The organism is Nocardioides gilvus (assembly GCF_003194605.1).
GTDB lineage: Bacteria > Actinomycetota > Actinomycetes > Propionibacteriales > Nocardioidaceae > Nocardioides > Nocardioides gilvus.
In genome coordinates this window covers 460,991-480,798 of the sequence record NZ_QHKY01000001.1, presented here as the reverse complement: position 1 = coordinate 480,798, position 19,808 = coordinate 460,991, and the positions used below count along the sequence as shown (strand labels likewise).

19 protein-coding genes are annotated in these 19,808 nt (G+C 69.0%); 14 read left to right on the top strand and 5 right to left on the bottom strand.

Annotated elements, in window-relative coordinates; all coding sequences use genetic code 11:
* Positions 1–13 precede the first annotated feature (13 nt).
* The 5 genes from DNK52_RS02245 (at position 14) to ettA (ending at position 7,040) form a co-directional block, all read left to right on the top strand.
* Positions 14–1,135 carry a PrsW family intramembrane metalloprotease gene (locus DNK52_RS02245; protein WP_110239102.1) on the top strand — a complete coding sequence of 374 codons (1,122 nt, stop codon included), beginning with the start codon at positions 14–16 and terminating at the stop codon, positions 1,133–1,135.
* Complete coding sequence (locus tag DNK52_RS02240; RefSeq protein ID WP_239455331.1) at positions 1,132–2,868, top strand: dynamin family protein; 1,737 nt, start codon at positions 1,132–1,134, stop codon at positions 2,866–2,868. The genes DNK52_RS02245 and DNK52_RS02240 overlap by 4 nt, the downstream gene beginning before the upstream one ends.
* Positions 2,869–3,015: 147 nt before the next feature.
* A complete protein-coding gene (locus DNK52_RS02235) occupies positions 3,016–4,671 on the top strand; it encodes a YfjP family GTPase (RefSeq protein WP_110239100.1) in 1,656 nt (551 codons plus the stop codon).
* Positions 4,672–4,821: 150 nt separating this feature from the next.
* The gene (locus DNK52_RS02230) at positions 4,822–5,304 is read left to right on the top strand and encodes a single-stranded DNA-binding protein (protein ID WP_162598558.1); all 483 of its coding nucleotides are present in this window, start codon (positions 4,822–4,824) and stop codon (positions 5,302–5,304) included.
* 53 nt (positions 5,305–5,357) lie between these two features.
* Positions 5,358–7,040, top strand: a complete 1,683-nt coding sequence (gene ettA / locus DNK52_RS02225) for an energy-dependent translational throttle protein EttA (protein ID WP_110239096.1) — start codon at positions 5,358–5,360, stop codon at positions 7,038–7,040.
* Positions 7,041–7,185: 145 nt separating this feature from the next.
* Here ettA and DNK52_RS02220 read toward each other — a convergent pair whose 3' ends face one another.
* Positions 7,186–7,680, bottom strand: a complete 495-nt coding sequence (locus tag DNK52_RS02220; protein ID WP_110239094.1) for a MarR family winged helix-turn-helix transcriptional regulator — start codon at positions 7,678–7,680, stop codon at positions 7,186–7,188.
* A 97-nt stretch (positions 7,681–7,777) separates the two neighbouring features.
* On the opposite strand from DNK52_RS02220, the gene DNK52_RS02215 reads away from it, so the two are divergent.
* Positions 7,778–8,650: an acyl-CoA thioesterase gene (locus DNK52_RS02215; RefSeq protein ID WP_110239092.1), complete on the top strand. Its 873-nt coding sequence runs from the start codon at positions 7,778–7,780 to the stop codon at positions 8,648–8,650.
* Between the two features lie 35 nt (positions 8,651–8,685).
* Here the strand turns inward: DNK52_RS02215 and DNK52_RS02210 are convergent, their stop codons facing one another.
* Both DNK52_RS02210 and DNK52_RS02205 read right to left on the bottom strand, forming a co-directional pair.
* Positions 8,686–9,060, bottom strand: coding sequence for a globin (locus DNK52_RS02210; protein ID WP_110239089.1), 375 nt, complete (start codon positions 9,058–9,060; stop codon positions 8,686–8,688).
* Between the two features lie 58 nt (positions 9,061–9,118).
* Entirely contained in the window at positions 9,119–10,156 is a 1,038-nt protein-coding gene (locus DNK52_RS02205; protein WP_239455330.1) for a mechanosensitive ion channel family protein, read from the bottom strand.
* Positions 10,157–10,248: 92 nt separating this feature from the next.
* Here DNK52_RS02205 and DNK52_RS02200 point away from each other — a divergent pair, with 92 nt between their 5' ends.
* Both DNK52_RS02200 and DNK52_RS02195 read left to right on the top strand, forming a co-directional pair.
* Positions 10,249–10,626, top strand: a complete 378-nt coding sequence (locus DNK52_RS02200) for a hypothetical protein (RefSeq protein ID WP_110239087.1) — start codon at positions 10,249–10,251, stop codon at positions 10,624–10,626.
* A complete protein-coding gene (locus tag DNK52_RS02195) occupies positions 10,604–10,996 on the top strand; it encodes a DUF5130 family protein (RefSeq protein ID WP_239455329.1) in 393 nt (130 codons plus the stop codon). The genes DNK52_RS02200 and DNK52_RS02195 overlap by 23 nt, the downstream gene beginning before the upstream one ends.
* A 74-nt stretch (positions 10,997–11,070) precedes the next feature.
* On the opposite strand, the gene pepN is transcribed toward DNK52_RS02195, so the two are convergent.
* Entirely contained in the window at positions 11,071–13,647 is a 2,577-nt protein-coding gene (gene pepN / locus DNK52_RS02190) for an aminopeptidase N (RefSeq protein WP_110239083.1), read from the bottom strand.
* Between the two features lie 42 nt (positions 13,648–13,689).
* Here pepN and DNK52_RS02185 point away from each other — a divergent pair, with 42 nt between their 5' ends.
* A complete protein-coding gene (locus DNK52_RS02185; RefSeq protein ID WP_110239081.1) occupies positions 13,690–14,328 on the top strand; it encodes a mycothiol-dependent nitroreductase Rv2466c family protein in 639 nt (212 codons plus the stop codon).
* A gap of 9 nt (positions 14,329–14,337) precedes the next feature.
* Here DNK52_RS02185 and DNK52_RS02180 read toward each other — a convergent pair whose 3' ends face one another.
* On the bottom strand, positions 14,338–15,036 hold the full coding sequence (locus tag DNK52_RS02180) for a GOLPH3/VPS74 family protein (RefSeq protein ID WP_110239079.1): 699 nt from the start codon (positions 15,034–15,036) through the stop codon (positions 14,338–14,340).
* 55 nt (positions 15,037–15,091) lie between these two features.
* Between DNK52_RS02180 and metG the strand changes: the two genes are divergently transcribed.
* From metG to DNK52_RS02155, 5 genes are all read left to right on the top strand, one after another.
* Positions 15,092–16,897 (top strand): methionine--tRNA ligase, encoded by a 1,806-nt coding sequence (gene metG, locus DNK52_RS02175; RefSeq protein ID WP_110239077.1) that lies wholly within the window; start codon positions 15,092–15,094, stop codon positions 16,895–16,897.
* An 85-nt stretch (positions 16,898–16,982) separates the two neighbouring features.
* Positions 16,983–17,549: an LURP-one-related family protein gene (locus tag DNK52_RS02170; RefSeq protein WP_110239924.1), complete on the top strand. Its 567-nt coding sequence runs from the start codon at positions 16,983–16,985 to the stop codon at positions 17,547–17,549.
* An 8-nt stretch (positions 17,550–17,557) separates the two neighbouring features.
* Entirely contained in the window at positions 17,558–18,463 is a 906-nt protein-coding gene (locus DNK52_RS02165) for an alpha/beta hydrolase (protein WP_110239075.1), read from the top strand.
* A gap of 14 nt (positions 18,464–18,477) precedes the next feature.
* Entirely contained in the window at positions 18,478–18,984 is a 507-nt protein-coding gene (locus DNK52_RS02160) for a ribose-5-phosphate isomerase (RefSeq protein WP_110239073.1), read from the top strand.
* Positions 18,977–19,807 carry an Fpg/Nei family DNA glycosylase gene (locus DNK52_RS02155; RefSeq protein WP_110239071.1) on the top strand — a complete coding sequence of 277 codons (831 nt, stop codon included), beginning with the start codon at positions 18,977–18,979 and terminating at the stop codon, positions 19,805–19,807. Before DNK52_RS02160 ends, DNK52_RS02155 begins: the two co-directional genes overlap by 8 nt.
* Position 19,808 lies beyond the last annotated feature (1 nt).

The following is a 19,808-nucleotide window of genomic DNA, read 5'->3' as shown; positions in this document are numbered from 1 at the left end:
TAGGATCCGGGCCATGGCCGGTCACCATCGCGAGAGCGTCGTCTTCACGGTCGTGGTCTCCCTGTTCGCCCTGCTCGGCGCGGCCGTCGTCATCGTCGTCATGGCGCTCTCGGGTGCCCCGCGCGAGCTGGTCCTTGCCGGGGTGCTCGCCTTCCTGCCGGTCGGTCCGCTGGTGGCCTGCTACATGTGGCTGGATCGCTACGAGCCTGAACCCCGCATGCTGCTGGCCATGGGGCTCGTGTGGGGTGCCTGCGTCGCCACCGCGGCCGCGATACTGCTGCAGGGCATCGGGGGCATCGTGGCGGGGGTGGGGGAGACGGCCCTGATCGCGGTCGCGGCCCCGATCACCGAGGAGGCCACCAAGGGCGCCTTCCTGCTCCTGATGCTGTGGTGGCGACGGGGCGAGCTGGACGGCATCCTCGACGGGATCGTCTACGCCGGCATGGTCGGCATCGGCTTCGCCTTCGTCGAGAACATCCTCTACCTGGCAGCCGCCTACAACGGCACCGACGGGATGGGGCCCGGTGGCACCGAGGCCCTGACGTCGACCTTCATCATCCGATGCCTGGTGAGTCCCTTCGCGCACCCGCTCTTCACCGCCTTCATCGGCATCGGGGCCGGGATCGCAGTGGGCAGCCGCACGCGGGGAGGGCGTTTCCTCGCGCTCTCCACTGGGTATGCGATGGCAGTGTTCACCCACGCCCTCTGGAACAGCGCCGCACTCGGGCTCACCGGCAACTTCGTGGTCGTCTACGTCACCTTGATGGCCCCGCTCTTCCTTGCGGTCAGCGTCTTCGCGGTGTGGCTGCGCCGTTCCGAACGCCGGATGCTCACCGCAGCGCTGCACGACGCGGCAGCCCGTGGACTCCTGCCGGCGAGCGACATCGGATGGCTGGTCAACCTCGGCTCACGACGGGTCGCCCGGCGCCATGCGCGTGGGCTCGGCGGCGAGAGGGCGCAGGAGGCCATGGAGGAGTACCAGCAGGCAGCCGTTGAGCTCGGCTTCCTGCACCACCGGTACCTTCGAGGTACCCCGCCCCCGGACTTCGCGGCACGCGGCCAGTCCTTTGTGGTGCGGCTCAACGCCGTGCGTCCCTACATCTCCTTCCCCGGACAGGTGGTCCCCACGCGATGAGCACGAAAGAGTCGACTGAGCCCAGCGTCGAGAGCACCCAGATGCTGACGGCTCTGATCCAGTTGCGTGGCGCGCTCCAGGCGGCGACGCTGTCGCTGGAGACTCCCGGCGTGCAGGAGAACCGCAAGGCGCGCGCCGAGATGGTCGCCCAGCTCGAGGACTACGTCATCCCGCGGCTCATGACGATCGAGGCCCCGATGCTTGCCGTCGTCGGCGGATCGACCGGTGCCGGCAAGTCGACCCTGGTGAACTCGCTCGTCGGCACCCGCGTCACCACCCCCGGTGTGCTGCGCCCCACGACCATGTCACCGGTCCTGGTCCACCACCCTGACGACGGCCACTGGTTCGGGCAGGACCGTCTGTTGCCCGAGCTCGAGCGGGTCGCTGCGGCGACCAACGACCCGAGCGCCCTGCAGTTGGTGCCGTCCGAGGCCGTGCCCCAGGGGTTGGCGATCCTGGATGCCCCCGACATCGACTCCGTCGAGGAACGCAACCGCACGTTGGCGGCGCAGTTGCTGGCGGCGGCGGACCTGTGGCTCTTCGTGACGTCGGCGGCGCGCTACGCCGACCAGGTGCCGTGGGAGTTCCTCAAGGCCGCGTCCGAGCGCTCTGCCGCCGTGGCGATCGTGCTGGACCGCACGGCTGACGAGGCGCTGGAGACGGTGGCCACCCACCTCGCTCGGATGCTGGCCGCGCGCGGACTCAAGGACTCGCCGCTCTTCACCGTTCCGGAGCGGCCGGTCACCGACGACGGACTGCTGCCCGCTGACGCGGTCCGCGAGATCCGCGACTGGCTTGAGTCGCTGGCCGCTGACGCCGAAGCGCGGGCAGGCGTGGTGCGACAGACGTTGGACGGTGCCATCCGCACGGTCGGACGGCGTACGCACCTGATCGCCGACGCGGAGGCCGAGCAGGCCGAGGTCCTGAGCCGGTTGCGGGTCGAGGCGGAGAAGGCGTACGACGCCTCACTGGCCCAGGTGCTGGAGGCGACCGCCGACGGCACCCTGATGCGCGGCGAGGTGCTGATGCGCTGGCAGGAGTTCGTCGGGACCGGCGAGCTCCTCAAGTCGTTGGAGAACAGGGTCGGATGGTTGCGCGACCGGGTCGTCAACGCCGTCAAGGGCAAGCCCCAGCAGGCCGAGCGAGTCACGGTCGCCGTCGAGTCGGGTCTGGAGACCCTGCTCCTGGAGCATGCCGAGGCCGGGGCGGAGCGCGCGCACGCGGCCTGGCGCTCCTGGGCCTCGGGCGAGGCGCTGCTGGCGGGCGCCGACCAGGACCTCTCCCGAGCCTCTCGTGACTTCCGGCGCAAGGCCGAGCGCGCCGTACGTGACTGGCAGGCTGACGTCCTGGACATGGTGCGGACCGAGGGTGCCGACAAGCGCAGCACAGCCCGTTTCCTGGCCTACGGCGTCAACGGACTCTCCGTGGCGCTGATGGTCGTGGTCTTCGCGCACACGGGTGGAGTCACAGGTGCCGAGGCCGGGGTCGCCGGCGGTGGTGCCGTACTCGGCCAGAAGCTCCTGGAGGCCGTCTTCGGCGACCAGGCCGTACGCACCCTCGCGGCCCGCGCCCGCCGCGACCTCGAGCGTCGGGTCCACGAACTCTTCGAGGCCGAGCGGCGCCGCTACCTCGATCTGGTCGACTCCCTGGGAGACCCCGGCGGCAGCGCCCTGACACTGCGCCAGGCAGCGCGCCGCATCGACGACCTGCGGTTCCTCCAGACGAGCAACTGACGCGATTCAGGACCGCTTCCGTGTGGTTGCCCGGGTGCGGCTCGGCTCGGGGTGGTTCACCTCGGGACCACCGGTGGTTCTGTTGAGAGTGATTCACCTCTATCCTGAGGGGGCAGTCCACCCCCCAATCCTTCCCCAGAGGACACGATGACGTCGCTTCTCGAGGGTGCCAAGAAACTGGTCACCCGTGGTACGGACATCGGCGCACGCGTCGAGGGTCTCGAGAGGGCCGTCGAGGCGGCGCGGGGTCGGGTCGACGACACCGTGCTGGAGGAGACCTCCGCCCTGGTGAACCGTACGGCCACCCGTCTGCGGATCTCCGCTGACCACACCGTCGTCGCCCTCGCCGGCGCGACCGGCTCGGGCAAGTCGACCACCTTCAACGCCCTCACCGGCGTCGACCTGAGCGCCGTGGGTGTACGCCGCCCCACCACGTCCTGGGCCACCGCCTGCGTGTGGGGCTCGGAAGGCGCCCCCGAGCTGCTCGACTGGCTCGGCATCCCGCCGCGCCACCAGGTCACGCGCGACTCGATGCTGAGCGTGGGGGAGAGCAAGGACGAGCTCGACGGCGTCATCCTCCTCGACCTGCCCGACCACGACTCCACCGAGGTGTCGCACCACCTCGAGGTCGACCGCCTCGTGCAGCTGGCCGACATGCTCATCTGGGTCCTGGACCCGCAGAAGTACGCCGACGCCGCCATCCACGACCGCTACCTCAAGCCGTTGGCCGGCCACCAGGAGGTCATGCTGGTCGTGCTCAACCAGATCGACCGGGTGCCCGAGGACCGTCGCGAGGCGATGGTCGAGGACGTACGCCGCCTGCTCGTCGCTGATGGACTCACCGGGGTGCCGGTCGTCGCGATCAGCTCCCGCGAAGGCTGGGGTGTGGCCGCGCTGCGCTCCGAGATCGCTCGCAAGGTGGCCTCCAAGAAGGTCGCCAAGCAGCGACTCGAGGCCGATCTGCGCGCCGCGGGTCAGCGGCTGGAGTCGGTGACCGGCACGGGGCCGGTCCCCACCCTCTCCGGTGATCGCATCGAGGCCCTCGAGGACGCCTTCGCCGAGGCCGCCGGTGTGCCCACCGTCGTGAAGGCGGTGGAGGACTCCACGCGCCTGCGTGCCAATCGAGCCACCGGCTGGCCGGTCACGGCGTGGTTCTCCCGTTTCAAGCCGGACCCGTTGAAGCGGCTCCACCTCAACCTGGGGAGCGACGCCAAGGCGTTGACCGGAGCCGCCCGCACGTCCGTGCCCACCACGACACAGGTGCAGCGTGCCCGCGTCGACAGCGAGGTGCGGGCCCTGGTCGACGACGTGACGAAGGGGTTCAAGCAGAACTGGTCCCACGCCGTGCGCGGCGCCTCGGTCTCGCGGCTGCCCGACCTCGGCGACCGACTCGACCGGGCGCTGGCCACGACTGACCTCGGAGCAGACCGGATCCCGGTCTGGGCCGGGCTCGTCCGGGCGCTGCAGTGGATGCTGATTGTTGCCGCGGTCGTCGGCGCGGCGTGGCTGGCGCTGCTCGCGTTGGGGACGTACGCGCGGGTGCCGGAGCCCCCGACCCCTGAGTGGGGCGGTTGGCCGCTGCCGACGCTGCTGCTCGGCGGCGGGATCCTGCTGGGCATCCTGCTCGCACTGCTCTGTCGTGTGCTGGTCTCGATGACAGCCAGGCGACGAGCGCAGATCGCCGACCAGCGGCTTCGCAGCGCCATCGGCGAGGTCTCCCGGGAGCTCGTGATCGAGCCGGTCAACGCCGAGCTCCAGGCCTATGCCACCACCCGTGAGGGCATCGCAGCAGCCGTGCGCTGAAGGGTCCTCGCGCCACCGCTTCTCCACAGTCCTGCTCACCCAAGGTCTGTGCACAGCGAGCTCCGAGGTACGCGACCCCGTTCGGTGATCGACGTCAGGCTCGTGCTCAGTGCCGGACCGTGGTGGTCCGCCGGGATCGAGGAGTGCGCGATGAACGACAGCATGATCACCTTCAGCGGATGGGTCGGCTCACGGGTCGACGTCGTACAGGTCGGCGAAGGGGTTGCCGTGGCCACCTTCCGGGTCGGGAGCACCCCGCGACGCTTCCGGGACGGGCGCTGGGAGAACGGGGAGACCCTCTGGTACTCGGTGAAGACCTGGCGCTCGCTCGCCACCCACGCAGCTGCGTCCCTGCGGGTCGGGGACCCGGTGGTGGTCACCGGTCGTCTGGTGGCCGAGACCTGGACCAAGGACGACGGCACCGTGCAGACCCGTCACGTCGTGGTCGCGGTGACGATCGGGCACGACCTCAACCGCGGCACCAGCACCTTCACCCGCCTCCCGCAGGCCGAGGCCGCAGCGACGGCGCAGCCCCCGGTCGGGGGAGCGGTCGAGGGTGACCGAGAGGCCGAGGAGGACGAGAGCGACACCGGTGAGGCGCAGGCGGGCGACGATTCGCGTACGGCGGCCTGAGCGGCCCTCGCCGATGGGCCACCCACCCGCTCCGCCCGGTAGGCTCACTGACCATGGCTGAGTACGTATTCACCTTGCGCAATGTGCGCAAGGCCCACGGCGACAAGGTTGTCCTCGACAACGTCACCCTCTCTTTCCTGCACGGCGCGAAGATCGGCATCGTCGGCCCCAACGGCGCCGGCAAGTCGTCGCTGTTGAAGATCATGGCCGGTCTCGACCGACCCAACAACGGCGACGCGATCCTTGACCCCGGCGCCACGGTGGGCATGCTCCAGCAGGAGCCGCCGCTCACCGAGGGCAAGACGGTCCTGGAGAACGTCGAAGAGGCCGTCAGTGAGCTCAAGGGCATGATGACGCGTCTCGAAGCCGCGTACATGGAGATGGGCGAGCCCGACGCCGACCAGGACGCTCTCATGGAGGAGACCGGCAACCTGCAGACAGCGTTGGACAACGCGAATGCGTGGGACATCGACAGCCGTCTCGACCAGGCCATGGACGCCCTGCGCTGCCCTCCGCCGGACACGATCGTCGACACGCTCTCCGGTGGTGAGCGGCGTCGCGTCGCGCTCTGCAAGCTGCTCCTGCAGCAGCCCGACCTGCTCCTCCTCGACGAGCCCACCAACCACCTCGACGCCGAGTCGGTGCAGTGGCTGGAGGGGCACCTGAAGAACTACCCGGGCGCCGTCCTGGCGATCACTCACGACCGGTACTTCCTCGACAACGTCGCCGAGTGGATCGCCGAGGTCGACCGCGGGTCGATCCACGGCTACGAGGGCAACTACACGACCTACCTCGAGACCAAGAAGGACCGGCTCAAGATCGAGGGGCAGAAGGACGTCAAGCGCGCCAAGATGCTCGAGAAGGAGCTGGAGTGGGTCCGCTCCAACGCCAAGGCCCGCCAGACCAAGAGCAAGTCGCGTCTGGCCCGCTACGAGGAGTTGGCCGCCGAGGCCGACCGCGCCCGCAAGATCGACACCGCTGACATCAACATCCCGCCGGGCCCGCGGCTCGGGGACGTCGTGCTGGAGGCGGAGCACCTCTCCAAGGGGTTCGAGGGCCGCACCCTGTGGAACGACATCAACTTCTCGCTGCCCCGCGCCGGCATCGTCGGCGTGATCGGCCCCAACGGCGTCGGCAAGACCACCCTCTTCCGGATGATCACCGGGGAGGAGACGCCGGACTCGGGCAAGATCACCGTCGGCCAGACCGTCAAGATCTCCTACGCGGACCAGAGCCGCGGTGGCATCGACGCGAACAAGAACGTCTGGGAGGTCGTCTCCGACGGTCTGGACTTCATCAAGGTCGCCAACTTCGAGATGAACAGCCGTGCCTACGTCGCCTCGTTCGGCTTCAAGGGCCCCGACCAGCAGAAGAAGGCCGGTGTCCTCTCCGGTGGTGAGCGTAACCGTCTCAACCTGGCGCTGACGCTCAAGATGGGCGGCAACATGCTGCTCCTCGACGAACCGACCAACGACCTCGACGTCGAGACCTTGTCGGCCCTCGAGGACGCACTGCTGGAGTTCCCGGGCTGCGCCGTGGTCACCTCCCACGACCGGTGGTTCCTCGACCGGGTCGCCACCCACATCCTTGCCTGGGAGGGCACGGAGGAAGACGGCGGTCGCTGGTTCTGGTTCGAGGGCAACTTCGCTGCCTACGAGGAGAACAAGATCGAGCGTCTCGGCATCGACGCCGCCCGCCCGCACCGCGTCACGCACCGCCGCCTGACCCGCGACTGAGCGGTCCAGGACGCCGGAACGAACGAAACCCCCGACCAGTTGGTCGGGGGTTTCTTCGTGCACTCACCGTGCACACATCTTGCGCACGCCCCGGCTCCCGTGCTCCGGCAGACCGGGTGGAGGGAGGGGTGCGTGCGGTGGGAGCTCAGCCCTCCCGGAGTTCCATCGCCGGGTGATGGCCGATGAGGTGGTCGGCGACGACGTTCATCACCCTCCCGGCGGTCTCGAAGTCCTGGGCGGAGACGAGGTCGACGAGGTTGGCACGCACGCCTCTCACGTGGACGTGGGCGGCCTCGGAGAGCAGCTTCTGGCCCTCGGGGGTCATCTTCGCCACCACTCCACGCCCGTCGTCGGGCGACGCCGAACGCGCGACGTACCCGGCCCGTTCCATGCGGTCGATGGTGTGGGTGACCCGGCTGCGGCTGTGCGCCAGCGCATCGGCCAGGTGCGCCATGCGCATCGACTGCCCTTCTCGCTCGGAGAGCCGGACGAGGATCTCGTACTCGGTGAGCGAGATGTCGAAGGACTTGCGCAGGTCGTCGTCCAGACGGTCGAGCAGCAGGGTGTGGCCCAGCAGGAAGGCGCGCCAGGCGCGTTGTTGGCCCTCGTCGAGCCAGTTGGTTTCCGCCTGATCGGTCATGGAGCCGACATTAGCGTGCAGCGGGGCCGGTGTGCGCGCACCCCGCGCCCCAGATCCCGGCCTCGGCGCGCGCCGGCTCCAGTGAGACCATGAGTCGGTGCGCCACGTCTACGAATGCCCTGTCCGTTGGGCAGATCTCGACATGCTCAACCACGTCAACAACGTCACCTACGTGGACTACCTCCAAGAGGCCAGGGTCGACATGTTGCGGACCCACGCGCCGGACACCCGCGCCCACGACCTGGCGGGCGGCCCGACCGAAGGGCTCGTGGTGGTCAAGCACGACATCACCTACCTGGCGCCCATCCCGCGCCGCACTGAGCCGATCAAGATCGAGTGCTGGATCACCGAGCTGAGGGCGGCATCGGTGACCATGGCGTACGAGATCTTCGACGACGCGGGCGACGAACGTGTCGTCCACGCCCGCGCCAGCACCGTCCTGACCCCCTTCGTCTTCGCCGACGAGCGCCCGCGCCGCCTGACCGCAGACGAGAAGGACGCGCTCAGGGTCTTCCTCGAGGAGGCTCCGGCTCCCGCCACGCCGCGCACCGCGCCCCGCCACCTCGCGCAGGGGCACTATGCCCTGCAGGTCCGGTTCTCCGACGTGGACGTCTTCGGTCACGTCAACAACGTGAAGTACTTCGAGTACTACCAGGAGGCGCGGATCCCGCTGATGGGCCATCTCTCCGAGGGCATCCCCGCCAACGGGATCGGTGTGGTGGTGGCCCACAAGCAGGTCGACTACCTCAAGCCGATCTTCTTCCGGGCCCGGGCCTATGACGTGTGGAGCTGGATCTCGCACGTCGGCAGCCGTTCGGTGACCATCGAGTCGCAGATCAGCGACGGGGACACGATCTTCAGTCGGGCCAAGGTCGTCATGGTCTTCTTCGACCCCCGCACCCAGCGCAGCGCGGCGCCGTCGGACCTGCTCCTGGAGCGCCTGCGCGAGTTCGCGTCCCGCGAAGGCTGAGGAGACCCGGTCCGGGACCGGCGCTCAGGTGTGGCTCACTCCGGCGTGTTGACCATGAACTGCGCCGCGTGGGTGACGTACTCCCAGAACTGCTTGTCCTGCTCAGTCGTCAGGTCCACGGCATCGAGGCCGGCACGGAAGTGCTTGAGCCAGTGGGTCGCGGAGTCGGGGGTCACGGCGAACGGCGCGTGCCGCATCCGCAGTCGCGGGTGCCCGCGTTGCTCACCGTAGGTCGACGGTCCGCCCCAGTACTGGGCGAGGAAGAGGGTGAACCTGTCCGCCGCAGGGGCGAGGTCCTCCTCCTCGTACATCGGTCGGAGCACCTCGTCACCAGCCACGCCGGCGTAGAACGTGTTGACGATCGTACGGATCGTCTCCATGCCGCCGATCTCGTCATAGAACGTGCTCATGCCCCCATTGTGCCCGGCGAGTGGCTGCTCGCCACGGCTGGGGAGGGGGCGCTGAGGTTCAGCCCCGGGTCGACTCCTGGCCTGCGTCCGCCGTGGAGCCGGTGGCCGCAGCGGCCTCGGGCACGAACTCGACGTAACGGGTGTGCGGGATCACGATCCCCTCGTGCTGGAAGCGCGCCTTGATGCGCTGTCGGAGCTCGCGAGCGACCGCCCACTGCTCCATCGGAGCGGTCTTGACGGAGACCCGGACGACGACACCGTCCGCCGTCATGTTCTCCACTCCGGGGACCTCTGGCGCCTCGACTATCCGTCCGCGGTACTCCTCGTCGCGCCACATGTCTTCGGCGATCTCCTCGAGGACGCGTCGCACCGTGACCAGGTCGGCCTGGTAGGCGACGGTGACGTCGAGCACTGCTCGCGCCCAGTTCTGGCTCATGTTGCCGACCCGGAGGATCTCGCCGTTGCGGACGTACCAGACGGTGCCGTTGATGTCGCGCAGCCGAGTCACCCGCAGGCTGACCGCCTCCACCGTCCCGGACGCCTCGCCGAGGTCGACGACGTCACCGACGCCGTACTGGTCCTCGAAGATCATGAAGATGCCGGAGAGGAAGTCCTTCACCAGCGCCTGGGCGCCGAAACCCAGGGCGATGCCGACGATCCCGGCGCTGGCGATGATGGGCGCGATGTCGAACCCGAGCTCGCTCAGCGTCATCGTGCCGACCACCGCGACCATGACGCCGCTGATGATCGACTTGAGCAGACTGCCGATGGTCTGGGCCCGCTGGGTACGCCGCGTGGCGGCAGCCGCGTCGGCGGGGGACTGCTCGGCGCCGCGTCCCAACTTCGGATGCCCCGGACGCACCAACTTGTTCGGGAGCATGGGCGTCCTGGCCCGGCTGACGATGCGGTCGACACCGCGGTGCAGGAGCCACCGCACCAGCAGCGCCACCAGCACCAGGGCAGCGATCACCAGTGGTGTGCCGATCATGATGTCGGCACCGGTGGCGACCCGCTCGCTGCCGGTCAGTCGCATCGCGACGTCGTACACAGTCTGGTCGGCGGCGCGCGGGAAAGCGGTCGTGGCGAAGGCAGACATGGGTGCCAGTATTGCGTCCGGGTGGTTGGTCCGAGAGGTCGAGGTGCGATCAGGTGGTCGGCTCGCGACACCGGGAGGATACTCTTGTCGCCGTGACCACCAAGACTTTCTCCGTGACCACCGGCCCCGTCCGCCTCGTGCGCTCGTCGCTGCGGCTCTTCGTGCCGCTGGGGATCCTCGGTTCCGTCCTGCTGGCCGCCCCGGCCCTGGCGGAGCGTCCCGAAGCGTGGGAGACCCCGGAGAGCGTGGGGTTCCTGGACTTCTTCCTCCTGGTGCTGGTCTTCCCGCTCGTCGCCACGGCGGTGATCACGCTCCTCACGATCCTCCCGGCCCTGGTGAAGGGCGAGAAGCTCTCCCCGAACGCTGCTCCCATCGAGGACCAGTGGCTCGGTGGGCCCAAGGGTGGCAAGGCCGAGCTCGAGGGCAGCGACGCGGCCAAGAATGCCGGTGGCGCCAGTGGCCAGTGGTGAGCTGACCTCACGCGAGCGCGCCGAGCTCGACCGGGTGATCCGCTCGGCCGAGCAGATCAGTCGCGTTGAGTTCTCGGTCTTCCGTGGGATCAGCCAGGGCGACCCTCGCGTCTTCGCGGGCTCCCTGCACGCTGCTCTGGCCGCCCCGGATCGTTCGATCCTGATCATGGTCGACCCCGTCGCCAGGGTCGTCGAGGTCGTGACCGGCGCCGAGGTGCGGCGTACGCTCAGCGACCGGACGGTGGAGATGGCGGTGCTCGCCATGCAGAGCGAGTTCGCGCAGGGCAACGACGTCGGCGGGATCACCCGCGGCATCAACCTCATGGCTGAGCACGCGCGCGCCCCGCGCACGATGCACGTGCGCCCCTGACCTCAGCGCTTCCAGCCAAGCAGCCGGCCCCGCCACCTCCTCGGAGGGGCGGGGCCGGCTGCGTGTGCGGGGTGTCAGGCGCGGGCGTCCCGCTCCTGGGCGTCGCAGGCCTGGGCGGCCAGGGCACGCGCCACGTCGGCGCGGCCCTCACGGACGTAGCGCTGCGCCTGGACCGGCGCGGAGGTGTTCTCCAGCCATGCATCGACTCGCTCCACCATCGCCGGGGACGCCGCCGCATGGGGGAAGCCGTAGTTCAGGACCGTCGCAGCCTTGTGGAACCCCAGCACGTCGACCAGGGTCTCGGCGGCGTCCAGGTACTTGTCCACGTAGGGCTCCACGACCTCGAGCTGACCGTGGCGGAAGATGGAGAGCACCATCTCGCGTGAGGTCTCGTTGGGGGTCGCGGGGTCCAGGATCGCCGCCCACCCGGCCGCCTTGGCCGCGGCAGTGGGTTGGGCGACCCGGGCCGCCGCCGCGGACTCCTTGCCGGAGATCGTGTTGTCGCGTTCCAGCTCCGCGGTGATCTCCGCCTCGCCGAACCGACCGGCAGCCGCCAACGAGGTGATCAGGCTCCACCGCAGGTCCTGGTCGACCGCGAGACCCTCGACGGTGAAGGAGCCGTCGAGAAGGCCGGCCACGTCGGCCAGGGCCTGGTCGCTGTGGGCCGCCGCGGCGTAGCTGCGCGCGAACGTGAGCTGGTGGTCGCTACCGGGCTCCGCCGCGAGCAGCAGACTGCGCAGGCCCGCCTCCCACTCGGCCTTCAACTCCGGGCGCCGGGCAGGGTCGGAGTAGGAGTGCACGGCCGTCGCGGCCGTGGCCGGGATCCGGGTGACTCCCCAGGCGTCGGTCTCGGTGCCGATGTTGGCGAGCACCAGACGTACGAAGTCGCTCGCCGGCATCTCCGCGTCGCGGGTCATGTCCCACGCCGCGCCCCAGACGAGGGCGCGGGGCAGCGACTCCTCGAGGGTGGAGAGACCCTCGGTCGCGGTCTTCAGCGACCGTTCGTCGAGCCGGATCTTGGCGTACGCGTGGTCCTCGTCGTTGAGCAGCAGCAGGTCGGGCTGCTTCTTGCCGACCAGTTCGGCCAGCGCCGTCTCGGCACCGTCGATGTCGACCTCGACGTACTCGCGGCGCACCAACTTGGTCTCCGAGCCCCTCGGTACCGCGTCGTAGAGGCCGACGCCGAGGCGGTGGCGTCGCAGCGTGGGCTGCTCGGCGGCGGCGCTCTGGAGGACCGCGAAGGAGGCGTACGTCCCGTCGTCGGCGAGGGTGAACTGCGGACGCAACGTGTTGACGCCGGCGGTCTGCAGCCACTCAGCAGCCCAGCCCTTGAGCTCACGGCCCGAGGCCTGCTCCAGCGCCGCCAGCAGGTCGTCGAAGGTGGCGTTGGCGAACTGGTGGTCCTTGAAGTACTGGCGCAGGCCAGCGAGGAAGGGGTCGAGGCCCACCCACGCGACCAGTTGCTTGAGCACGGATGCGCCCTTGGCGTAGGTGATCATGTCGAAGTTGACCTCCACCGCAGCCAGGTCGACGTTGTCGGCGGCGACCGGGTGGGTCGAGGGCAGCTGGTCGGCGCGGTAGCCGGTCTGCTTGCGGGCGTTGGCGAAGCCGGTCCAGGCATCGGTGAACTCGGTGGCCTCGGCCTCGCACCAGTAGCAGGCCCACTCGGCGAACGACTCGTTGAGCCAGAGGTCGTCCCACCACTGCATCGTGACCAGGTTGCCGAACCACATGTGGGCCATCTCGTGGGTGATCACCGAGGTGCGGAACTCGTAGAACGAACGCGGCTGGCGACTGCGCGGAAGGTACTCGTCACGCAGGGTCACGCAGCCGGCGTTCTCCATCGCACCCATGTTGTACTCCGGCACGTAGAGCTGGTCGTACTTGCCGAAGGGGTAGGGGAAGTCGAACTTCTCCTCGAAGAACTCAAAGCTAGCCTTGGTGGTGGCGACGAGGTTCTCGGTGTCCATGTACTCGACCAGCGACTGGCGGCAGTAGTGGCCCAGCGGGATCGTGCCGAACTTGCCCTCGTAGGTGTCGAGGACCTCGTGGTACTCGCCGGCCACGATGGCGGTGATGTAGGTCGACATCGGTTGCGTGGGCTCGAAGTGCCACACGGCCTTGCCGCTCTGTCCCTCGACGGCGACCGGCTCGGGCGTGGGGGAGTTGGAGACCACCTTCCAGGCCTCCGGGGCGGTCACGGTGAAGGTGAACACCGACTTCAGGTCGGGCTGCTCGAACGTGGTGAAGACCCGTCGGGCGTCCGGCACCTCGAACTGGCTGTACAGGTAGACGCGGTCGTCGACCGGGTCCACGAAGCGGTGCAGGCCTTCCCCGGTGTGGGTGTAGGCGCAGTCGGCCCTCACGACCAGGGTGTTCTCGCTGGCCAGGTCGTCGAGTTGGATCCGGCTGTCGGCGTAGACGGCTGCCGGGTCCAGGGTGCGCCCGTTCAGGACGATCTCGTGGACCTGTGCGTCGACCAGGTCGGCGAAGGTGCTCGCGCCGGGGGTGGTGGCGGTGAAGGTGAGGGTGGTGGTCGAGCCGAAGGTGCTGTCACCTGTGGTGAGGTCCAGCTCGACTGCGTACGAGGTGACGTCCAGGAGGGCGGCGCGGGTGGCGGCCTCGTCCCGGGTGAGGTTGGTTCCAGGCATGGGTCGATCATGTCACTGACATGGCTCTGGTTCACTAAAGGGATGACCACTCCGCAGACGCAGAACGCACCCACCAAGGACGTCGCCGACTTCTGGTTCGACCCGCTGTGCCCCTTCGCCTGGATCACCTCACGTTGGATTCTCGAGGTGCAGCAGGTCCGTGACATCGAGGTCGTCTGGCACGTGATGAGCCTGGCCTACCTCAACAAGGACAAGGACATCCCCGACGAGTACCGGGAGATGCTCAAGCCGGCCTGGGGTCCCGTCCGGGTCTGCATCGCTGCCGAGCAGCGTCACGGTCGCGAAGTGCTCGCCGACCTCTACACCGCCTTCGGCACCCGGATCCACCTCTCCGAGGAGAAGCCCGAGCTCGACCGGGACCTCGTCGTGGCCGCGCTCGCGGAGGCCGGGCTGGAGCCCGACCTGGTCGAGGCCATGGACGACGCATCGCTCGACGAGGCGGTGGCGCGGTCCCACCACGAGGGGATGGACCAGGTCGGGGACGACGTGGGCACACCCACCATCGCGATCAACGGTGCAGCCTTCTTCGGCCCCGTCCTCTCCAAGGCGCCGAAGGGCGAAGAGGCAGGTGAGCTGTGGGACGGCTGCGTCGCCGTGGCGAAGTTCCCGTACTTCTACGAGTTGAAGCGCTCCCGCACCGGGGACCTCGACTTCACCTGAGCCGAGAGGTCAGCTGCCCCCGGCAGCGGCGGCGGTGGTCGAGGCCATCACGGCGGCGGTGATCGCAGCCTGCGAGGCGGCCACCGCGTCGCGCACGGCCTTCGCGGCCCACGCGCCCTCCGCGATCGCCTTGGCCCGCTTCTTCACCTGTCCGTTGCTGAGCGCTCCTCGATCGACCACCTTGTGAGCGTGGTCGATCGAGGAGAGCAGGGCGATGAGCGCCGCGGTCCGGGGGTCGGGGCTGAGGCCGGTGACCAGACAGTCCTGCAACTGCTGGCGCACCTGCTGCTCGCGCCGCAGGTCGGCGGCGGGCCAGGTGGTGCTGGGGAAGAGGCCCAGGATCTTGGTCTCACGACGTTCCAGGATGCCCCGGGCAACCAGACGGTGCTGCAACTCCTCGCGGACGCCCTTGCCGAGGCGGTTCACCAGGTCCTGGGCGCTGCGTGGCTTCTCGGCGACCGTCGCCCAGGCGTGGCTCAGGAGCGGGTCGGCCGTGGCGCCGGTGACTCCTTGACGGGCGTGGACCTTGGCGGCCTGCCACACGCTGCGCTTCTCCTCGACCTCGACGGCCTCGTCCAGGGCAAGCTCGACCAGCAGCGCTCCGCCGAAGAGGGGGCGGGCGTAGGAGGAGGCAGCGAGACGTCCCTTCTGGTCGTCCATCAGGAGCAGAAGAAGGTCCTCGGCGATCAACGTCTTGGGCTGGCTCATGGCACCGAACCTAACCGGAGCGTCACGCTCACGCGAGCATCACTAGGATCAGCCCATGAGCAAAGTTCTCTCCGCAGTCGCCTGGCCGTACGCCAACGGTCCGCGCCACATCGGTCACGTCGCCGGTTTCGGCGTGCCGTCCGACGTCTTCAGTCGGTACATGCGCATGGCGGGTCACGACGTGCTCATGATCTCCGGCTCCGACGAACACGGCACCCCGATCCTGATCGCGGCCGACGAGGCCGGGGTCACCCCGCAGCAGTTGGCCGACGAGAACCATCGGCTCATCGTCGAGGACCTCGTCGGTCTCGGGATCGCGTACGACCTCTACACCCGCACGACGACCGGGAACCACCACGCGGTGGCCCAGGAGCTCTTCCGCGGGGTGTACGAGAACGGCTACTTCCTCGAGCAGACCATGTACGGCGCCATCTCTCCGTCGACGGGCCGCACCCTCCCCGATCGCTACATCGAGGGCACCTGCCCGATCTGCAAGGAGCCGGGCGCCCGCGGAGACCAGTGCGACGCCTGTGGCAACCAGCTCGACCCCCACGACCTGATCGACCCGGTCAGCCGGATCAACGGCGAGACCCCGGAGTTCGTCGAGACCCAGCACCTCTTCCTCGACCTGCCGGCGCTGGCTGATGCCCTGGGGGAGTGGCTCGACGAGCGGGACGCCTCGGGCACGTGGCGTCCCAACGTCATCAAGTTCTCCAAGAACATCCTCTCCGAGATCCGCCCGCGCGCGATGACCCGCGACATCGACTGGGGGATCGCCGTGCCGCTCGACGGGTGGCGCGACAACCCGACCAAGAAGCTGTACGTCTGGTTCGACGCCGTGATCGGCTACCTGTCCTCCTCGATCGAGTGGGCCCGGCGCAGTGGGGACCCCGACGCGTGGCGCCAGTGGTGGAACCCCGCGGCTGAGGGGGACGCGCAGCCGCTGTCCTACTACTTCATGGGCAAGGACAACATCACCTTCCACAGCCAGATCTGGCCGGCCGAGCTGTTGGCCTACAACGGTCAGGGCGCCAAGGGTGGTGCCGCCCACACGTACGGCCAGCTGAACCTGCCGACCGAGGTGGTCTCGAGCGAGTACCTGACGATGGAGGGCAAGAAGTTCTCGTCGTCGAAGAAGGTCGTCATCTACGTGGCCGACATGCTCGAGCGCTACCAACCGGACGCCTTCCGCTACTTCGTGGCGGCCGCGGGCCCGGAGAGCCAGGACTCGGACTTCTCGTGGTCGGAGTTCGTCCAGCGTACGAACTCCGAGCTCGTCGCCGGCTGGGGCAACCTCGTGAGCCGCACCGCCACCCTGGTCGCCAAGAACTTCGGCGAGATCCCGGCGCCGGCGGCGCTGGCGTCGGCCGACGAGGCGATCCTGGCCTCGACGCTGACGGCGTTCGACACCGTCGGTGACCTGATCGGTCGCAACCGGATGCGCAACGCGATCAATGAGGCAATGCGCACCGTCGCCGAGGTCAACAAGTACGTCACCGACTCCGAGCCGTGGAAGATCAAGGAGGACCCCGAGCGTCTCGGCACCGTCCTCTTCGTGATGGCCCAGTGCGTGCAGGACCTGAACACCCTGCTCAGCCCGTTCCTGCCCTTCACCGCCAACCAGATCGACGAGATTCTCGGAGGCACCGGCGACATCCAGCCGCTGCCGCAGATCGAGAAGGTCGACGACCTCGACCTCGAGGGGCGCTCCTACCCGGTCATCACCGGTGACTACACCGGGATCCGGTCGTGGGGCCGCCACGACGTCACCGTCGGTACGCCGATCGAGAAGCCGACGCCGGTCTTCACCAAGCTCGACCCCGCACTGGTCGACGAGGAGCTGGCTCGCCTCGGTCTGTGAGGTGACGACGTACGCCCCCGGGCCTGCTGTCTGCGCTGTGAGTGGCGGGCTCGCGGCAGCCGCTGGCGGACATATGCTCCTCCTCATGTCCAACCACATGTACGTGCCGCGCTTCTTCGTGCGCCAGAAGATCACCCTGATGGTCAACCGCTTCGAGATCCACGCGGCGGACGAGTCCGGAGCCCCGGGGCAGTTGCTGGGCTTCGCCGAGCAGAAGCGGTTCGCGTTCAAGGAGCAGGTCACCTTCTTCACCGACTCGACGAAGACTCGTCCGGTCTTCGGGTTCAAGGCACGCCAGGTGATGGACCTCAACTCCGGTTACGACGTCACCGACGAGTCCGGGGCGCAGATCGGCTTCTTCCGCAAGGACTTCGCGCAGAGCCTGCTCCAGACCACCTTCCACGTCGAGGGCCCCGGTTTCACGGGCTCGGGCAAGGAACGCTCGCTGCCCATCGCGCTGCTCCGCCGCGTCGTCGACATCCCGCTGCCGATCCACTTCGAGTACGCCGACTCCACGGGACAGCCGTTGATGAGCGTCGAGCGCAAGTTCGCGGTGCGGGACAACTACGACGTCAAGGTCCCTGACCAGCGGGTCGACTTCCGGGTCGCGGCCGCGATCGCGGTCGGCATGGACGTCCTGATGGGGCGCTGAGCCAGGCCATGGTGTTGCATCCGCAGGCCGCGGCCGCCATGGCGGCGCAGGAGACGGCGCCGAAGGTGACCGACCCGGGCTTCGACGTCGTCGCCACGCGTGCGGCCGACCGCGAGGCCGCCCTGGCCGAGCCGCGGGAGGAGGTCGAGCACGTCGTCGACCTCGACGCCGATGGGGTGCTGGTCCGACTCCATCGCCCGGCGGCCGGTCCCGGTGGGCCCGCCGGTCTCGTGCTGCACCTGCACGGGGGCGGCTTCGTCCTCAACGACATCGACGTCCACGACGCAGCGGTGCGTCGTCTTGCCAACCGCAGCGGCCTGGCGGTGCTGAGCGTGGCGTACCGCAAACCCCCCGAGCACCGCTTCCCGGCGGCTCCTGATGACGTCTCCACCGTCGTACGGTGGCTCGCCGCGGGCGGTCTCGCGACGCTCGGACTGCCCGATGACGTGCCGCTCTTCGCGCATGGTGACAGTGCCGGGGGCAACCTCGCCCTGGTGGCGGCCCTGCGTCACCCCGGACGATTCGCGGCGTTGGCCCTGATCTACCCGTTCCTCGACCCGCAGATGGCGGGAGACTCCTACGCCGACGCGCTGGCAGGCTTCGACCGAGGGCAGGCCGAGTGGTACTGGCAGCAGTACGCCGCCTCACCCGCCGACCTGAGGGACCCCGACCTCGCCCCGCTGCTCAGCGACGGCCTGGCCGGACTGCCACCGACACTGGTCGTCACCGCCGAGCACGACCCCGTGCGTGACGAGGGGGAGTTGCTCGCCACTCGGCTGGCCGAGCTCGGCGTCGAGGTGGTCGCGACCCGCTACCTGGGGCTGGTGCACGGGTTCTGGCGACACCCACAGGTCTTCGCCGCGGCCGAGCCGTTGACGCGTCAGGTGGCCGGTTTTCTCAGGCAGCACGTCTGAGGGAGAATGGGGCCATGCGCGTTCACATCGGCTCCGACCATGCTGGCCTCGAACTGAAGGACCACCTCCTCAACTGGTTGGTCGACAACGGCTACGAGGCCGTCGACCACGGCCCCTTCGTCTATGACGCCCTCGACGACTACCCGGTCTTCTGCCTGCGCGCCGCCGAAGGCGTCGCCGCTGAGCGTGCCGAAGGGCTCGACAGCCTCGGCATCGTGATCGGCGGCTCGGGCAACGGCGAGCAGATGGCTGCCAACAAGGTGCAGGGCATCCGTGCGGCGCTGGTCTGGTCCGAGGCGACCGCGGCGTTGGCCAAGGAGCACAACGACGCCAACGTGGTCTCCGTCGGCGGGCGCCAGCACACCTTGGAGGAGATGACCCGCTTCATCGAGGTCTTCCTGACGACGCCCTTCAGCAACGACGAACGTCACGTGCGTCGTATCGCGCAGATGTCCGACTACGAAGTGACCCGCGAGTTGCCGCCGCTCCCGGAGTCCGCCCTGCGCGGGCCGGATGCCTGAGGGGCACACCCTTCGCCGGCTCGCCGGCCACCTGAACGAGGCCTTCGCCGGACGATCGGTGAGGGCCTCGTCCCCGCAGGGGCGCTTCGAGGTCGAGGCCCGCACCCTCGACGGGGCGGTGCTGCTGGAGGCGGACGCGATCGGCAAGCAGCTCTTCATCGAGTTCACCGGTGAGCGTTTCGTCCATGTCCATCTCGGGCTGATCGGCGGTTTCGACGTCACCACCGGGGTCTCCGAGGTGCCGGCACCGGTCGGGGCCGTACGACTGCGCCTGCAGACCCACGACGCCTACGCCGACCTGCGGGGGGCGACGCGCTGCGACCTGGTGGGCCCGGAGACCTTCGAGCGCGTACGAGCCCAGCTCGGCCCCGACCCGCTGCGCCCCGACGCCGACGTCGAGGCGGCTTGGCGCAAGGTCCGGGCGAGTGCACGCAGCATCGGTGACCTGTTGATGGACCAGACGGTGCTCGCCGGGGTCGGCAACGTCTACCGCGCGGAGGTGCTCTTCCGGCAGCGCATCCATCCGCTGCGCCTCGGCCGGAACCTCACCCGCAAGCAGTTCGTCGCGATCTGGGACGACCTCGTGGTCCTGATGGGCGAGGGCGTGGTGTCGGGAAGGATCGACACCGTACGTCCCGAGCACAGCCCCGAGGCCATGGGCCGGCCGGCTCGCAAGGACGACCACGGCGGCGAGGTGTACGTGTACCGGCGCACCCAGATGCCCTGTCTGGTGTGCGGCAGGCCGGTTCGGAGCAGCGTGTTGGCGGGCCGCAATCTCTTCTGGTGCGCCAAATGTCAGGTGGCACCGCGTGGACGTGACTAGG